A 16,260-nucleotide genomic window follows, 5' to 3' on the forward strand; every position below is an offset into this window, starting at 1 on the left:
GAAAAACATGCACGTTGTTGATGAAGAAATATCCGCCAAATCAACGCAGAGTTTTCGCCATCAAACCCTTATGCCACGCGCAGCCAATCGTTTGCGTAAAAAGCGTTGTCAAGACCTATCACCCGCTATCAATTCGGTTTACACTGTTGCCCGTCGCCCGGAAGGGCCCCTCAAAGCAGCCCAAATTTTTACTGTTAGCTGAGTCAGGAGATGCGAATGTTAAAGCGTGAAATGAATATTGCCGATTATGATGCCCAACTGTGGCAGGCTATGGAGCAAGAAAAAGTACGTCAGGAAGAGCACATTGAACTGATCGCCTCCGAAAACTACACCAGTCCTCGCGTTATGCAGGCACAGGGTTCTCAGTTGACTAATAAGTACGCTGAAGGTTACCCGGGCAAGCGCTACTACGGCGGTTGCGAATACGTTGATGTGGTCGAGCAGCTGGCTATCGACCGCGCAAAAGCGCTGTTTGGCGCTGATTACGCTAACGTACAACCGCACTCCGGCTCCCAGGCTAACTTCGCGGTCTACACCACGCTGCTCAATCCAGGCGATACCGTTCTGGGTATGAACCTGGCGCACGGCGGCCACCTGACTCACGGCTCCCCGGTAAACTTCTCCGGCAAGCTGTACAACATCGTTCCTTACGGTATCGATGAAACAGGCCATATCGACTACGCAGATCTGGAAAAGCAGGCTAAAGAACATAAGCCGAAAATGATCATCGGCGGCTTCTCTGCCTATTCCGGCGTGGTTGACTGGGCAAAAATGCGTGAAATCGCCGACATGGTTGGCGCTTACCTGTTCGTGGATATGGCGCACGTCGCCGGTCTGATTGCCGCAGACGTTTATCCGAACCCGGTTCCGCACGCTCATGTCGTCACCACCACTACGCATAAAACGCTGGCGGGTCCGCGCGGTGGTTTAATCCTCGCGAAAGGCGGCAGCGAAGAGCTGTACAAAAAACTGAACTCCGCTGTATTCCCGGGCGCCCAGGGCGGCCCGCTGATGCACGTTATTGCGGGCAAAGCGGTTGCGTTGAAAGAAGCGATGGAGCCGGAGTTCAAAACCTATCAGCAGCAGGTTGCTAAAAACGCCAAAGCGATGGTAAGCGTCTTCCTGGAACGCGGCTATAAAGTGGTATCCGGCGGCACCGATAACCATCTGTTCCTGCTGGATCTGGTCGACAAAAATCTGACCGGTAAAGAAGCGGATGCAGCCCTGGGCCGCGCGAACATTACCGTGAACAAAAACAGCGTGCCAAACGATCCGAAGAGCCCGTTTGTGACTTCCGGTATCCGTATTGGTACTCCGGCGGTAACTCGCCGTGGCTTTACCGAAGCAGACGTCCGTGAGCTGGCTGGCTGGATGTGTGATGTCCTGGACAACATCAACGACGAAGCCGTTATTGAACGCACCAAACAGAAAGTGCTCGATATCTGCGCTCGTCTGCCGGTTTACGCGTAAGTTAAACAGTCAATAAAAAGGCCGCGAAAGCGGCCTTACTTTGCTAACAGGAAAGAAAAAACGTGGTTTTTCTTTCCCAGGAGCTAGCAGATAAAAATCAATGAATTGGTTTTCCTGTTAATTTCAGATGCGTTTTTTAAAACCTGTCAGCACGAAATTTAGCATTCTCAAGAGGCCGCGAAAGCGGCCTTTTTTGCAAACCGTCTCAGCGCTTATCGAGGGAAATGCTTCCCGGCCCGGCAATCGCCAGCAGCAGAAATGCCGCAGCAATGCTGATATTTTTATAGAAGTTAATCATATTCGGCACTACCGCATCGCCGGTCATATTCCAGTAATGGTGGCCAATCACCGCGGTTCCCAGGGTATAAAAAATAAAAAGTATCGCCAGCGGACGGGTAAAGAAGCCCAGCACGATAAGAATGGCGGCGACGACCTCCATCAGCACGGCAATAATGGCGGAAATCATCGGCAGCGGTGCGCCAGCGGAAGCCATATATTGCACGGTTCCGCTAAAGCCTGTCATTTTTGGCAAGCCAAAAATAATAAATAGCAGCACGAGGGCGATGCGGGCAATCAGCAGTAGCACCGAGCGCGACTGTCCAAAATCGAAATAACGTAATGTGTTCATAACGGGCTCGATTTATGGGGAGTACAAAATAAACGTAATACACAACCATAAAGCGCGCCTGGAAATAGCATTTCTTGTTGCCGAAAAACGCTTAACCTTTCAAAAAACAGGTGTTATTAATCTGTTAATGATAGCTTGCAAGCCAGCCAGCGCTCCGCCACACTATCGCCTCCAAAACGGGAGGGATCATGGTTTTGCACTCTACGCGCTGGCTGGCGCTCAGTTATTTTACCTACTTCTTTAGTTACGGGGTTTTCCTGCCATTCTGGAGCGTCTGGCTTACCGGAGTAGGTCTGCCGCCTGAAACTATCGGGCTTCTGTTAGGCGCGGGTTTAATCGCGCGTTTCCTTGGTAGCCTGCTCCTGGCACCGCGCGTCGCCGATCCTTCCCGACTGGTGTTTGCTCTCCGCTTGCTGGCCCTGCTGACGTTGCTTTTTGCCGTGGCTTTCTGGTTCGGGCAAACGTCTGCCTGGCTACTGATTGTGATGGTTGGCTTTAACCTCTTTTTCTCACCGCTGGTGCCGCTTACGGATGCCCTGGCTGGCACCTGGCAAAAACAAATCACCATGGATTACGGGCGGGTACGCCTGTGGGGATCGCTGGCGTTTGTTATTGGGTCGGCGCTAACCGGCAAGCTGGTCAGCGTGTTCAGCTACCAGGCGATTCTGGTTTTGCTCAGCATCGGCGTGGCTTCCATGCTGATTGGCATGCTGCTGCGCCCGTCTGTAATGCCGCAGGGGGAAACACGTCAGAAAGAGGCCGCGGGCTGGCAGGCCTGGAAGACGCTAATATTCAGCTCGTGGCGTTTTCTTGCCTGCGTGTCGCTGTTGCAAGGGGCGCACGCCGCCTATTACGGGTTCAGCGCCATTTACTGGCAGGGCGCAGGTTATTCTGCCTCGGTGGTCGGCTATTTATGGTCGCTGGGCGTGGTGGCGGAAATCGTCGTCTTTGCGCTTAGCAACAAGCTGTTCCGCCGCTGGGGCGCCCGTGACCTGCTGCTGCTTTCCGGCGCGGCGGGCATTCTTCGCTGGAGCCTGATGGCCTGGACTACCGATCTGCCGTGGCTGATTGCGGCGCAGATTCTGCATTGCGGAAGCTTCACCGTTTGCCATCTGGCGGCCATGCGTTATATCTCGGCGCGGCAGGGTAGCGAGGTTATTCGTCTGCAGGCGGTCTATTCGGCCGTAGCAATGGGCGGCGGGATTGCCATCATGACGATGTTCTCAGGTTTTCTGTACCAGCATATGCAGGGTAGGATGTTCTGGATTATGGCGCTGGTAGCGTTGCCAGCGCTCGTGCTGCGTCCACGAGTCGCGGCAAGGCCAGATTAAGCCTCCAGTATTTCACGAATATGCTGCTGCAAATGGTCGCCCAGCGGCAGCGTAGCGTGGATCAGGGGAGGCGAGTAAAGCGGCAGGCTGGTTGAGTAGGGCGTTACAACCAGCACCACTTCTTTCGGTGCACCGTCTTTTTGAAAACCATGCACGGTCAGATGCTTAATATTCAGCGGTAGCAAAGTGAGTTCGCGAAGCTGCTGTTCGATCTGCTGTTCCAGCTCGGCATTATTACCCGTCAGCAATAACACCTGCTTTTCCTGCAAATCGTTCTCCTGCATTAGCCAGGCGCCAAAAATTACCGCCACGAGGCCTACCTCTTCGTCTGAGAACTGGACGCCATAATCTGCTTCAAATGCGTCAAATGCCCGGCGAGTGGTGCGCATTAGTTTTGGGTACAGGCGGGTGATCTCATCCGGCAGGCTGTTGTCGATGCCGATAGCGAACAGACAGCGGTCGAGAGCCTGGGCAAGATGAATATAGAGCCGGTCGCTCAGCCCCTGTTCATCACTGAACGACATTCCCGCCAGCTCGTGAAAACGGGCAATCATCGCGGAAACAGACGCGCGCAGGCGTAAATCTTGCTGATGATTATCGCGAAGCGGATTCGGGGTGCGCAACATCCGGAACAGCAGGGAAAGGAAAAGCTGTTCTTCTTCGTGAGCCGGCTGCTTTACACGACGCGTCCAGTGCCGGGCTATCTCCTGTGCGGCGAGGTATTCCGGGCGCAGGCGCGTCCATTCACGCTGTTTTTCGTTAAACTCAGGCGTATTCCCCAACTGATGCTGATGCAGACAATACTGCAAAAACAGGCTTAAGAACTGGACGTCGCGGCTATCAAACTGGCGTTGCAGGCGGCGAGCGCAGAGGCTTACCAGCGCCTGAAGATTAGTTTCGTCATACAGGGCTTTCGTGATGCCCTGCTGTCTGAGCTGCTCTTTAAGCGCCGGAGTAAAGTGATGCTGCACGAAGTGCGGACACAGCCGCAGCGCTCGTCGCAGCCAGTGCAACAAACAAAGGCGCCTGTTGAGGGCGCTGCCTTCAATCCGGTAGCTGCCGTCGGGCTCGGTGATCATCGCCAGCCGGTGATAACGCTGGATTTCATCGCCCGTGTCGGCTATATCTTGCAGGGCTTTAATACTGTCTACTCCGTTAATCCTGCCCAGAATCTCCGGGGTCACCGCCTGACCCGGAAGATAAAGCATCAAAAGCAGGTGGCAGCGTCGCTGCGGACTGGAGAGCACAGATGGTGGTGGGGAGAGCAATGTCATCATCCGTAGGGGTCCAGTTATAGTGATTATTGCTAAGAATAGCTAAAGCTTTTGATGCAGATCGCTGCATTCACACTTTTTAATTGCGGAATTATGACTGGCTCACAGAATTTTTTTCCTGAGGGGAAAATGCGCAGGAATTTGCATATCAAAATAAGGACAGTGGCACTTGCCACGGCGTTTTGGGCACCCGTTGTGCTGGCGCATCCTCACAGTTTTATCACGCTTGTCTCCACGGTGATGGTGCGAGACGGGCAAATGACCGGCCTGAAAATGCAGTGGACGATGGATGAAATTACTTCAGCAGATCTACTGTATGACGCGGGTGATGCAAAGCCTGACTCACCGGTCTGGAAGAGGCTGGCCGCTGAGGTAATGGCTAACGTACTGGGGCAGCACTACTTTACGGAATTCTGGCATAACGGTGAAAAAGTGAAGTTCAATAATTTGCCCACCGAATATAGCCTGGCGCGGGTTAAACATCAGGCGGTGCTTACTTTTACGTTACCGCTGGCGCATCCACAGCCCTTGTCGGGGCAAACTTATACCTTTGCCACCTTTGACCCGACCTACTTTGTTGATATGAGTTATGCCCGGCCGACGGATGCAACGCTGCCAAAAGAGCTGGCGCAAAACTGCCATATTACCGTGAAAACGCCACAGCCAACGGAAAATACGCTGGCCTTCGCCCAGTCCCTTGATAAGGCCGATGCACCGCCGGAAGATATGGGCCTGGGTAAACAGTTTGCTCAGCAGGTAACGTTACAATGTCAGTAATTTTCTGCGCTAAACCGGATACCCGACGCGTTCTGCAAATGTGGCCGCTGGCGCTTTTTCTGCTGGCGTCGATGGGCGCGCTATATGCCGTCTGGCAATACTGGCCGCAAATCCTTTTTCATAGTGCCGGATGGCAAAAATCAATTAATCAGCAGCTAAGCAGCCTACTGCGCCAAGTGGCGGAAAACCCCGCGCGGGCGGAATGGTCATTGCTGTCGTTCAGCCTTGTTTACGGCGTGCTGCACGCTTTGGGGCCGGGGCATGGCAAGATTGTTATAACGACGTGGCTCGCCACACATCCTTCGCAGTTGAAAAGCAGCCTGAAACTGACGTTCGCCGCCTCGCTGTTACAGGGGCTGGTGGCGATAGCGCTGGTGGTCGTCGTGCTCGGCGTTCTGCATCTGCCTTCGCGCCAGCTTCATATGAGCAGCTTCTGGCTGGAGAAGAGCAGCTATATTTTAGTCGGCATGTTGGGCGTAATGCTTGGTGCGCGCGCGCTTCGTAAACTGCGGCAGGCGCTGCGTAAGCCGAAAAAGTTTACGGCCTTCACCGCGCATCATGTTCATGACGCTCATTGCGGCTGTGGGCATCAGCATCTGCCGACAAAAGAACAGCTGGCAGCAGGCGAGGACTGGCGTGTCCGCGCGACGATCGTTTTATCGATGGGGATGCGCCCATGTTCCGGTGCGATTATGGTACTGCTGTTCAGTAAGGCGATCGGCGTATTTAGCTGGGGAATGCTGTCCGCGCTGGCGATGGCGGCAGGTACGTCGGTAACCATTTCCGGCCTTGCGCTGCTGGTACACAGTTTTCGTACTTTTGCGCTTCGCCTGAGCGGTAATAAAGCTCCGGTGCTGTGGCGGCAAATCGGCTGGGCAACGCTTGCGCTGGCGGGAAGCGTGACTTTGATTCTTGCGGCGGTGGTGATGTGGTTGAGTGCGCAACCGGTAATACGCGGGATACGGCCTTTTTAATGCCTTCCTCGGGCGAGGAAGGCATCTCGTTACATTAACGCTTCAGCGCTTCGCTCAGCTCATCACGCATCGTAGCCAGCATCGCTTTCACTACGCGTGGATTACCCGCAACGAGGTTGCCGGTCATCAGATGGTTATGGCCGCCGGTGAAATCACACACCAGGCTGCCAGCTTCACGCGCAATCAGTTCACCTGCGGCAAAATCCCACGGCTTCAGACCAATCTCGAAGAAACCATCAACGCGGCCAGCGGCAACGTAGGCCAGATCCAGCGCAGCAGAGCCGGTGCGACGGAAGTCCGCACACTGGGTGAACAGTTTGGTCACGATATTCATATAAGGCGTCGCGTGCTGTTTAGCTTTGAACGGGAAACCTGTCGCCAGAATAGTGCCGTCGAGATCGCGGGCAATGCTGCCGCGCAGACGATAGCCGTTTAACTGTGCGCCCTGACCGCGAACGGCGGTGAACAGTTCGTTGCGCATCGGGTCATAAACCACGGCGACTTCGGTACGGCCTTTAACACGCACAGCGATTGAGACCGCGAAGTGCGGCAAGCGTTTGATGAAGTTGGTAGTGCCATCCAGCGGATCGATAACCCATTGCACATCCTGTTCGGTACCCGCTAACTCGCCTGATTCTTCGGCGATGATGGTGTGTTGCGGATAAGATTTATGAATAACTTCGATAATCAGACGCTCGGCGTCTTTATCAACGTTAGTCACAAAATCGTTGCTGCCTTTCTGGCTCGCTTCAACAGCGTCCGGGGTTTCGTAGTTTTTGGCAATTAAATTACCCGCCTTGCGCGCAGCGCGCACGGCGATGTTGAGCATCGGATGCATCGGTCTCTCTCACTGGATGTTAAAGAACGGAAAACGCGGCGGAGTATAGCAGAGCGTTCGGATTATGTCCCAGGGTTATGATAAGATATTGCGATATTCTTTTAAGGTTATGAATTAAGCATGCTGGATAACGTACGTATTGTGCTGGTTGAGACTTCCCACACCGGCAACATGGGCTCGGTAGCCCGTGCAATGAAAACGATGGGATTAACGAACCTGTGGCTGGTCAATCCGCTGGTGAAGCCAGATTCTCAGGCAATCGCGCTCGCTGCGGGCGCCAGCGATGTGATTGGCGATGCGAAAATCGTCGATACGCTGGACGAAGCCCTTGCGGGTTGCAGCCTTGTTGTCGGCACCAGCGCGCGTTCCCGTACGCTGCCCTGGCCAATGCTGGACCCGCGTGAGTGCGGCCTGAAAAGCATTTCAGAAGCTAAACATGCGCCGGTGGCGATTGTGTTTGGTCGTGAACGCGTAGGCCTTACGAATGAAGAGCTGCAAAAGTGCCATTATCATGTTGCCATCCAGGCTAACCCGGAATACAGCTCGCTGAACCTCGCGATGGCCGTGCAAATTCTTGCTTATGAAGTGCGCATTGCCTGGCTTGCTACCCAGCAAGAAGGGGCTGAGGTAATAGAAGAAGAAACGCCTTATCCGCTGGTCGATGATTTAGAGCGTTTCTACGATCACCTTGAGCGAGTCATGCTGCATTCCGGCTTTATTCGCGCCAGCCATCCAGGCCAGGTGATGAGCAGGATTCGTCGTCTGTTCACGCGCGCGCGCCCGGAAAGTCAAGAACTTAGCATCCTGCGCGGCATGCTTTCCTCTATCGAAAGCGACAAGAAATCGGGCAAATAATACTTGAGTAAATTACCAGGGTAAATAGTTGACCAATTTACTCAGGAATGTCAGACTTGCGGCCTGCTATGTGGACAATCACATTTTTAGAAACCCCCGGCTCGAGGGGCTATTTGAGGTTAAGCAAGACATGAGACTGACATCAAAAGGGCGCTACGCTGTGACCGCAATGCTCGACGTTGCGTTGAACTCCGAATCGGGCCCGGTTCCGTTGGCTGATATTTCCGAACGTCAGGGTATTTCACTCTCCTATCTGGAGCAGCTGTTCTCCCGTCTGCGTAAAAATGGCCTGGTTGCCAGCGTGCGCGGTCCTGGCGGCGGTTATCTGCTGGGTAAAGATGCAGGCAGCATCGCGGTGGGTGAAGTAATCAGCGCCGTTGATGAATCCGTTGACGCGACCCGTTGTCAGGGCAAAGGCGGATGCCAGGGCGGCGATAAGTGTCTGACCCACGCGCTGTGGCGCGATCTGAGCGACCGTCTGACCGGCTTTTTGAATAATATAACCTTAGGTGAACTGGTGAATAACCAGGAAGTACTGGATGTGTCTGACCGTCAGCAGCATGAAAGCCATCGCACCACGCGTTCTCAGGACGCCATCGACGTTAAACTGCGCGCATAAGCAGCATCGGTTAAGTAGTTAGAAAAAATTTTTAGAATCAGGCTCGGGTGCCGCGCACCCGGCTGGACTTTTTCTGCCTGATTCTTCGTATTGAAGTGATGTACGGAGCTTAAGAGCAATGAAATTACCGATTTATTTAGATTACTCCGCAACGACGCCTGTCGATCCGCGTGTTGCCGAGAAAATGATGCAGTTTTTGACGATGGACGGAACCTTCGGTAACCCGGCGTCCCGCTCGCACCGTTTTGGGTGGCAGGCGGAAGAAGCGGTCGATATCGCTCGTAACCAAATCGCAGACCTGGTGGGCGCTGACCCGCGTGAGATCGTCTTCACATCAGGCGCAACTGAATCTGATAACCTCGCTATTAAAGGTGCCGCCAACTTCTATCAGAAGAAAGGCAAGCACATCATTACCGTAAAAACCGAACATAAAGCCGTGCTGGATACCTGTCGCCAGCTTGAGCGCGAAGGTTTTGAGGTGACTTACCTGGCACCTGAGAGCAACGGCATCGTTTCTCTGCAAGCGCTTGAAGCGGCAATGCGTGACGACACCATTCTGGTTTCCGTTATGCACGTAAACAACGAAATCGGCGTGGTGCAGGATATCGCGGCAATCGGCGAAATGTGCCGTGCGCGCGGCATCATCTACCATGTGGATGCGACCCAGAGCGTGGGTAAGCTGCCTATCGATCTCAGCACGCTGAAAGTTGATTTGATGTCCTTCTCCGGCCACAAAATTTACGGTCCTAAAGGCATTGGCGCACTGTACGTTCGTCGCAAGCCGCGTATTCGTATCGAAGCGCAGGTTCACGGTGGCGGCCACGAGCGCGGCATGCGCTCAGGCACCCTGCCTGTTCACCAAATCGTCGGCATGGGCGAAGCTTACCGTATCGCGAAAGTTGAGATGGAGTCCGAAATGGCCCGTCTGCGTACTTTGCGTAACCGTCTGTGGAACGGCGTGAAAGATATGGAAGAAGTGTACCTGAACGGCGATCTGGAGCACGGTGCACCGAATATCCTTAACGTGAGCTTTAACTACGTTGAAGGCGAGTCTCTGATCATGGCGCTGAAAGACCTTGCGGTTTCTTCAGGCTCCGCCTGTACCTCAGCAAGCCTTGAGCCATCTTATGTGCTGCGTGCGCTGGGTATGAGTGACGAACTTGCTCACAGCTCCATCCGTTTCTCTTTGGGTCGTTTCACCACTGAAGAAGAGATCGACTACACCATCGAGCTGGTACGTAAATCCATCGGCCGTCTGCGCGACCTTTCTCCGCTGTGGGAAATGTTCAAACAGGGCGTGGATATTAATTCCATCGAATGGGCTCACCACTAATTATCGGTTTCGGATTCAGGAGAAGTAAAAATGGCTTACAGCGAAAAAGTAATTGATCACTACGAAAATCCACGCAACGTGGGTTCTTTTGACAACGGCGATGACAGCGTAGGTTCCGGCATGGTCGGCGCGCCAGCCTGTGGCGACGTAATGAAGTTGCAGATCAAAGTCAACAATGACGGTATTATTGAAGACGCTCGCTTCAAAACTTACGGCTGCGGTTCGGCGATTGCTTCAAGCTCGCTGGTCACCGAGTGGGTTAAGGGCAAATCCCTGGACGAAGCGCAGGCGATCAAAAACACCGATATCGCAGACGAACTCGAACTGCCGCCGGTGAAGATTCACTGCTCAATCCTTGCGGAAGACGCTATCAAAGCGGCCATCGCGGATTACAAAAGCAAGCGTGAAGCGAAATAATATCTGATTGAGGTTGTTGTATGTCGATTACCCTTAGCGACAGTGCTGCCGCTCGTGTGAATGCCTTTTTAGCCAACCGTGGTAAAGGCTTTGGCCTGCGGTTAGGCGTGCGGACTTCTGGCTGCTCCGGCATGGCTTATGTTCTGGAATTTGTTGATGAACCGATGGCAGAAGACACCGTGTTCGAAGACAAAGGCGTAAAAGTGGTCGTCGATGGTAAAAGCCTGCAATTTTTAGACGGCACCGTACTCGATTTCGTCAAAGAAGGCCTTAACGAAGGGTTTAAGTTTACCAACCCGAACGTTAAAGATGAGTGCGGCTGCGGCGAAAGCTTCCACGTCTGATTTCAGCTCATACCCCACCAGCGTGGGGTATGACGCTTTACCACGTTAACCCCGAGTCTGTTATGGATTACTTTACCCTCTTTGGGTTACCGGTCGGCTTCACCGTCAACACCGAGCTGCTGGCTACCCGTTACCAGGAGCTGCAACGTCAGTTCCATCCGGATAAATACGCCAGCCGCCCTCAGGCGGAGCAACTGTTGGCGGTGCAACAATCTGCGACCATCAATCAGGCCTGGCAAACGCTGCGTCACCCTCTGCTGCGCGCCGAGTATATTCTCTCCCTTCACGGTTTTGATCTCGCAAACGAGCAGCATACCGTGCGCGATACCGCGTTTTTGATGGAGCAGCTCGAACTGCGCGAAGAGCTTGATAACATCGAGCAGGCGAAAGATGCCGGGCGCCTTGAAAGCTTCGCAAAAGGCGTTGATGCGATGGTGAAAACGCGCAGCGCGCAGATGGTGCAGCAGCTGGATAACCAGGACTGGATGCAGGCGGCGGATACCGTGCGTAAACTGCGTTTTCTCGATAAACTGCGCAGCCAAATAGAACAACTCGAAGAAAAGCTGCTCGATTTTTAACTGGAAGCTCAAAATGGCGTTATTACAAATCAGTGAGCCCGGCCTGAGCGCCGCACCGCACCAGCGTAAACTGGCTGCGGGCATCGACTTAGGTACCACCAACTCTCTGGTGGCAACCGTGCGCAGTGGTCAAGCCGAAACTCTGGCTGACCGCGAAGGGCGCCATCTGTTACCTTCAGTCGTACACTACCAGCAAGACGGCCTGAACGTGGGCTGGGACGCGCGTGCTCAGGCAGCGCTTGACCCGGCGAACACGGTCAGCTCCGTAAAACGTCTGATGGGCCGTTCTCTGGCCGACATTCAGGCGCGCTATCCCCACCTTCCTTATTATCTCAGGGCCAGCGAAAACGGCCTGCCGATGATCGAAACGCCTGCGGGATTGCTTAACCCCGTGCGCATTTCCGCCGACATCCTCAAGGCGCTTTCCGCGCGTGCTACCGAAGCGCTGGAAGGTGAACTTGATGGCGTGGTGATTACCGTTCCCGCCTATTTCGACGATGCGCAGCGTCAGGGCACCAAAGACGCGGCGCGTCTGGCTGGCCTGCATGTGCTGCGCCTGCTGAATGAACCGACCGCGGCGGCTATCGCTTACGGACTGGACTCCGGCAAAGAAGGCGTTATCGCCGTTTATGACCTGGGCGGCGGCACTTTTGACATTTCTATTCTGCGCTTAAGCCGCGGCGTGTTTGAAGTGCTGGCAACCGGCGGCGATTCCGCGCTGGGTGGCGATGACTTCGATCATCTGCTGGCTGACTGGCTGCGTGAGCAGGCAGGCGTCGCCGATCGCCGTGACGACCGCGTCCAGCGCCAGCTACTGGATGCGGCTATCGCCGCTAAAATTGCGCTCAGCGATGCCGAAAGCACCACCGTTGAAGTGGCTGGCTGGCAGGGCACGGTCACTCGTGAGCAGTTCAACGAACTGATTGCCGCATTAGTAAAAAGGACGCTTCTGGCCTGCCGCCGTGCGCTGAAAGACGCAGCGGTAGAAGCCGCGGACGTTCTGGAAGTGGTGATGGTTGGCGGTTCGACCCGCGTGCCGTTAGTACGCGCGCGCGTAGGTGAATTCTTTGGCCGCACGCCGCTTACCTCTATCGATCCGGATAAAGTCGTTGCTGTCGGCGCGGCCATTCAGGCTGACATACTGGTAGGCAACAAGCCGGACAGCGAAATGCTGCTGCTGGATGTTATCCCGCTGTCGCTCGGCCTTGAAACCATGGGCGGCCTGGTCGAAAAAGTCATTCCGCGTAATACCACCATTCCGGTAGCGCGGGCGCAGGACTTCACCACCTTTAAAGATGGTCAGACTGCGATGGCGATTCAGGTTTTACAGGGCGAACGTGAACTGGTGCAGGATTGCCGCTCTCTCGCACGCTTTACGCTGCGCGGCATTCCGGCCATGCCCGCCGGTGGGGCGCATATTCGCGTTACCTTCCAGGTCGATGCCGATGGCCTGCTGAGCGTCACCGCCATGGAGAAATCCACCGGCGTGGAAGCTTCTATTCAGGTGAAACCGTCTTATGGCCTGAGCGATGGAGAAATCGCCACCATGATTCAGGATTCTATGAGCTTTGCCGAGCATGACGTGAAAGCGCGCATGCTTGCAGAGCAAAAAGTTGATGCAGCCCGCGTGCTGGAAAGCCTGCAGGGTGCGTTGAACTCGGATGCCGCGCTGTTAAGCGCCGCCGAACGCGCGGATATCGACACCGCGATGGCAGCGCTCAGCGCCGCCGCCGCGGGTGACGACACCGATGCGATTGAACAAGCCATTAAAAACGTAGACAAACAAACCCAGGATTTCGCCGCACGTCGTATGGATGAATCAATCCGTAAGGCGCTGAAAGGCCACTCCGTGGACGAGGTTTAACATGCCAAAGATTGTTTTTCTGCCTCATCAGGACCTGTGTCCGGATGGCGCAGTTTTGGAAGCGAATGTCGGTGAAACCATTCTCGATGTTGCCCTGCGCAACGGTATCGAGATTGAGCACGCCTGTGAAAAATCCTGCGCCTGCACCACCTGCCACTGCGTCGTGCGTGAAGGCTTCGACTCCCTTGCCGAGAGCACGGAAGACGAAGATGACATGCTCGATAAAGCCTGGGGCCTGGAGCCTGAAAGCCGTCTTAGCTGTCAGGCGCGCGTTACCGACGAAGATCTGGTCGTTGAGATGCCGCGCTATACCATCAACCATGCGCGCGAGCACTAACAGGAGACGCTAATGGGACTGAAATGGACCGATAGCCGCGAAATCGGCGAAGCGTTGTACGATAGCCGTCCGGATCTCGATCCGAAAACGGTGCGTTTTACCGACCTTCATCAATGGATCTGCGATCTGGAAGAGTTTGATGACGATCCAAACGCATCCAATGAAAAAATTCTGGAAGCGATTCTGTTAGTCTGGTTAGATGAAGCAGAATAGTTAAACCAAGCGGGCTGCCTCAGGCGGCCCGTTTCATATCTAGCATGTGCTGAAAAAATATAAGGAAAACAAAATGTCAGAAGCCATGAAAATTACGCTTTCCACCGCGCCTGCCGATGCGCGCTGGGGCGAAAAAGCCGCCTGGAGCATCAACGACGAAGGCATCATTCTGCATCTGACCGGCAAAGACGACCTGGGCTTAATTCAGCGTGCCGCACGTAAAATCGATGGCCAGGGCCTGAAGCATGTACAGCTGGCGGGCGAAGGCTGGGACGTGGAGAAAAGCTGGGCATTCTGGCAGGGCTACCGTGCACCAAAAGGCACACGCAAAGTCGACTGGGCGCCGCTTGATGAAGCGCAGCAAAAAGAACTCGATAACCGCCTGAAAATCATCGACTGGGTGCGCCACACCATCAACACTCCGGCTGAAGAGCTCGGCCCGGAACAACTGGCTTCCCGCGCCATCGATCTGCTGAACGACGTAGCCTGCGATCGCGTCTCCTATCGCATCACCAAAGGCGAAGACCTGCGTGAGCAAAACTATATGGGCATTCATACCGTAGGCCGTGGATCTGAACGCCCGCCGGTCCTGCTGGCGCTGGATTACAACCCAACCGGCAACCCGGATGCGCCGGTATACGCGGCCCTGGTTGGCAAAGGTATCACCTTCGATTCCGGCGGCTACAGCATGAAACAAAGCGCCTTTATGGATTCCATGAAATCTGATATGGGCGGCGCCGCAACCATTACCGGCGCGCTGGCCTTCGCCATCACCCGCGGGCTGGATAAACGCGTGAAGCTCTACCTGTGCTGCGCGGACAATATGGTCAGCGGCAACGCTTTCAAACTTGGCGACATCATCAAATATCGCAACGGCAAAACCGTTGAAGTAATGAATACCGATGCGGAAGGCCGCCTGGTGCTGGCCGATGGCCTGATTGATGCCAGCGCGCAAAAACCAGAGCTGATTATCGACTGCGCAACCTTAACCGGTGCGGCGAAAACCGCGCTGGGCAACGACTATCACGCGCTATTCAGCTTCGACGATGCGCTGGTAAATCGCCTGCTGGAAAGTGCGGCACAAGAGAATGAGCCGTTCTGGCGTTTACCGCTGGCTGAGTTCCACCGCAGCCAGTTGCCGTCTAACTTCGCGGAGCTAAACAACACCTCCAACGCCTCTTTCCCGGCGGGCGCGAGCACGGCGGCGGGCTTCCTGTCTCACTTCGTGGAAAACTATCACGAAGGCTGGCTGCACATTGACTGCTCGGCCACCTACCGTAAAGGTGCCGTAGAGCAGTGGTCTGCGGGTGCGACAGGTTTAGGCGTGCGTGCCATTGCTAATCTGTTGACCGGTAAATAAAACCAACCCTCTCCCTTGCGGGGAGAGGGTTAAAACACTTTTTGTATTCTTCTGGAATCACAATGTCAGAACCAAAAAACGAACTAGAAGCCCTGCTGGAGCAGGCGGCGACCGAGCCTGCCCACCGTCCGGCATTCTTCCGCGTGCTGCTGGAATCCACCGTTTGGGTGCCAGGCAAAGCGGCAGAAGGCGAGGCCATTGATGCGGACAGCGCGGTGGAGCTGGAGCACTGGGAAAAAGATGACGGCACGTCCGTGATCCCTTTCTTCACCTCGGTAGAGGCGTTGCAGCAGGCAATCAGTCACGAGCAGGCTTTTGTGGCGATGCCGGTACGCACACTTTTTGAAATGACGCTCGGCGAAAGTCTGTTCCTGAACGCTAAGCTGCCAACCGGTAAAGAGTTCGCCCCGCGTGAAATCAGCCACCTGATAAGTACTGAAAGCGATCCGCTCAGCCAGCAGGAAGTGCTGGAAGGCGGCACCTCTTTACTGCTTTCTGAGGTTGCCGAGCCGCCAGCGCAAATGGTGGAATCGCTGACCACCCTGTTTAAAAGTCTGAAAACCGTTAAACGCGCCTTTTTATGCTCTATCAAAGAACAGGCGGACGAACAGCCAAACCTGCTGATTGGTATTGAAGCCGACGGCGATATCGAGGCGATTATTCGTCAGGCAGGAAGCGTGGCAACCGACACCTTACCGGGCGATGAGCCGGTAGATATTTGTCTGGTAGCCGAAGGAGAGAAGGGCATCAGCCACTTTATGCTGGCGCACATCACGCCGTTCTATGAACGCCGCTGGGGCAGTTTCCTGCGCGATTTTAAAACCAACCGTATAATCTGATTCCTCCTCTCCCTGAGAGGGAAAGGGCAACGGCTAAGCCGTTGCCTGCAACAACAGCAAATCTATCAACATAACCAGGTTTGACTCAAACGAGGTGACCCCGGCGGCTTTCGCCGCAAAGTGGATTGCCCCGGTGTCGAAAGAAAAGGAATATTACCGACTGGCGGCGGACGGGCGGAAAGATGCGAAAGCACCCGATATTCCGCGCG

18 protein-coding genes and 1 pseudogene are annotated in these 16,260 nt (G+C 54.7%); 15 read left to right on the top strand and 4 right to left on the bottom strand.

Annotated elements, in window-relative coordinates; translation table 11 throughout:
- Positions 1-216: 216 nt before the first annotated feature.
- Positions 217-1,470, top strand: a complete 1,254-nt coding sequence (gene glyA / locus E2L00_RS15960; RefSeq protein ID WP_167613359.1) for a serine hydroxymethyltransferase — start codon at positions 217-219, stop codon at positions 1,468-1,470.
- Between the two features lie 205 nt (positions 1,471-1,675).
- On the opposite strand, the gene E2L00_RS15965 is transcribed toward glyA, so the two are convergent.
- Positions 1,676-2,098, bottom strand: a complete 423-nt coding sequence (locus tag E2L00_RS15965; RefSeq protein WP_167613361.1) for a DoxX family protein — start codon at positions 2,096-2,098, stop codon at positions 1,676-1,678.
- 188 nt (positions 2,099-2,286) lie between these two features.
- Here E2L00_RS15965 and E2L00_RS15970 point away from each other — a divergent pair, with 188 nt between their 5' ends.
- The gene (locus E2L00_RS15970) at positions 2,287-3,429 is read left to right on the top strand and encodes a 3-phenylpropionate MFS transporter (protein ID WP_167613363.1); all 1,143 of its coding nucleotides are present in this window, start codon (positions 2,287-2,289) and stop codon (positions 3,427-3,429) included.
- Here the strand turns inward: E2L00_RS15970 and csiE are convergent.
- Positions 3,426-4,706: a stationary phase inducible protein CsiE gene (gene csiE, locus E2L00_RS15975; protein WP_167613365.1), complete on the bottom strand. Its 1,281-nt coding sequence runs from the start codon at positions 4,704-4,706 to the stop codon at positions 3,426-3,428. The two genes, E2L00_RS15970 and csiE, sit on opposite strands and share 4 nt — an antisense overlap.
- A gap of 126 nt (positions 4,707-4,832) precedes the next feature.
- Here csiE and E2L00_RS15980 point away from each other — a divergent pair, with 126 nt between their 5' ends.
- Together E2L00_RS15980 and E2L00_RS15985 are read left to right on the top strand one after the other, a co-directional pair.
- A complete protein-coding gene (locus E2L00_RS15980) occupies positions 4,833-5,480 on the top strand; it encodes a DUF1007 family protein (protein ID WP_167613367.1) in 648 nt (215 codons plus the stop codon).
- Entirely contained in the window at positions 5,471-6,454 is a 984-nt protein-coding gene (locus tag E2L00_RS15985; protein ID WP_167613369.1) for a nickel/cobalt transporter, read from the top strand. Before E2L00_RS15980 ends, E2L00_RS15985 begins: the two co-directional genes overlap by 10 nt.
- A 34-nt stretch (positions 6,455-6,488) precedes the next feature.
- Here the strand turns inward: E2L00_RS15985 and suhB are convergent, their stop codons facing one another.
- On the bottom strand, positions 6,489-7,292 hold the full coding sequence (gene suhB / locus E2L00_RS15990; protein WP_167613371.1) for an inositol-1-monophosphatase: 804 nt from the start codon (positions 7,290-7,292) through the stop codon (positions 6,489-6,491).
- A gap of 120 nt (positions 7,293-7,412) precedes the next feature.
- On the opposite strand from suhB, the gene trmJ reads away from it, so the two are divergent.
- The 11 genes from trmJ to sseB all read left to right on the top strand — a co-directional run bounded on the left by trmJ (position 7,413) and on the right by sseB (position 16,051).
- Positions 7,413-8,147, top strand: a complete 735-nt coding sequence (gene trmJ, locus E2L00_RS15995; RefSeq protein ID WP_167613373.1) for a tRNA (cytosine(32)/uridine(32)-2'-O)-methyltransferase TrmJ — start codon at positions 7,413-7,415, stop codon at positions 8,145-8,147.
- Between the two features lie 130 nt (positions 8,148-8,277).
- Entirely contained in the window at positions 8,278-8,766 is a 489-nt protein-coding gene (iscR, locus tag E2L00_RS16000) for a Fe-S cluster assembly transcriptional regulator IscR (protein ID WP_167613375.1), read from the top strand.
- A 118-nt stretch (positions 8,767-8,884) separates the two neighbouring features.
- The gene (iscS, locus tag E2L00_RS16005) at positions 8,885-10,099 is read left to right on the top strand and encodes a cysteine desulfurase (protein WP_167613377.1); all 1,215 of its coding nucleotides are present in this window, start codon (positions 8,885-8,887) and stop codon (positions 10,097-10,099) included.
- Positions 10,100-10,129: 30 nt separating this feature from the next.
- Complete coding sequence (iscU, locus tag E2L00_RS16010; RefSeq protein ID WP_167613379.1) at positions 10,130-10,516, top strand: Fe-S cluster assembly scaffold IscU; 387 nt, start codon at positions 10,130-10,132, stop codon at positions 10,514-10,516.
- Between the two features lie 20 nt (positions 10,517-10,536).
- On the top strand, positions 10,537-10,860 hold the full coding sequence (gene iscA, locus E2L00_RS16015) for an iron-sulfur cluster assembly protein IscA (RefSeq protein WP_121265959.1): 324 nt from the start codon (positions 10,537-10,539) through the stop codon (positions 10,858-10,860).
- 62 nt (positions 10,861-10,922) lie between these two features.
- Positions 10,923-11,438 carry a co-chaperone HscB gene (hscB, locus tag E2L00_RS16020; RefSeq protein WP_167613381.1) on the top strand — a complete coding sequence of 172 codons (516 nt, stop codon included), beginning with the start codon at positions 10,923-10,925 and terminating at the stop codon, positions 11,436-11,438.
- Between the two features lie 13 nt (positions 11,439-11,451).
- Positions 11,452-13,302 carry a Fe-S protein assembly chaperone HscA gene (gene hscA, locus E2L00_RS16025; RefSeq protein ID WP_167613383.1) on the top strand — a complete coding sequence of 617 codons (1,851 nt, stop codon included), beginning with the start codon at positions 11,452-11,454 and terminating at the stop codon, positions 13,300-13,302.
- A 1-nt stretch (position 13,303) separates the two neighbouring features.
- Entirely contained in the window at positions 13,304-13,639 is a 336-nt protein-coding gene (gene fdx, locus E2L00_RS16030; protein ID WP_034459208.1) for an ISC system 2Fe-2S type ferredoxin, read from the top strand.
- A 12-nt stretch (positions 13,640-13,651) separates the two neighbouring features.
- On the top strand, positions 13,652-13,852 hold the full coding sequence (gene iscX, locus E2L00_RS16035; protein WP_167613385.1) for a Fe-S cluster assembly protein IscX: 201 nt from the start codon (positions 13,652-13,654) through the stop codon (positions 13,850-13,852).
- 73 nt (positions 13,853-13,925) lie between these two features.
- Entirely contained in the window at positions 13,926-15,212 is a 1,287-nt protein-coding gene (gene pepB / locus E2L00_RS16040) for an aminopeptidase PepB (RefSeq protein ID WP_167613387.1), read from the top strand.
- 62 nt (positions 15,213-15,274) lie between these two features.
- A complete protein-coding gene (sseB, locus tag E2L00_RS16045) occupies positions 15,275-16,051 on the top strand; it encodes an enhanced serine sensitivity protein SseB (RefSeq protein WP_167613389.1) in 777 nt (258 codons plus the stop codon).
- Between the two features lie 33 nt (positions 16,052-16,084).
- On the opposite strand, the pseudogene E2L00_RS16050 reads toward sseB, so the two are convergent.
- Positions 16,085-16,180 (bottom strand): annotated as a pseudogene (locus E2L00_RS16050) (MurR/RpiR family transcriptional regulator); the annotation flags it as partial.
- Positions 16,181-16,260 lie beyond the last annotated feature (80 nt).

Origin of the sequence: Cedecea colo (assembly GCF_011808225.1) — a bacterium.
In the GTDB taxonomy this organism is placed as follows: domain Bacteria; phylum Pseudomonadota; class Gammaproteobacteria; order Enterobacterales; family Enterobacteriaceae; genus Dryocola; species Dryocola colo.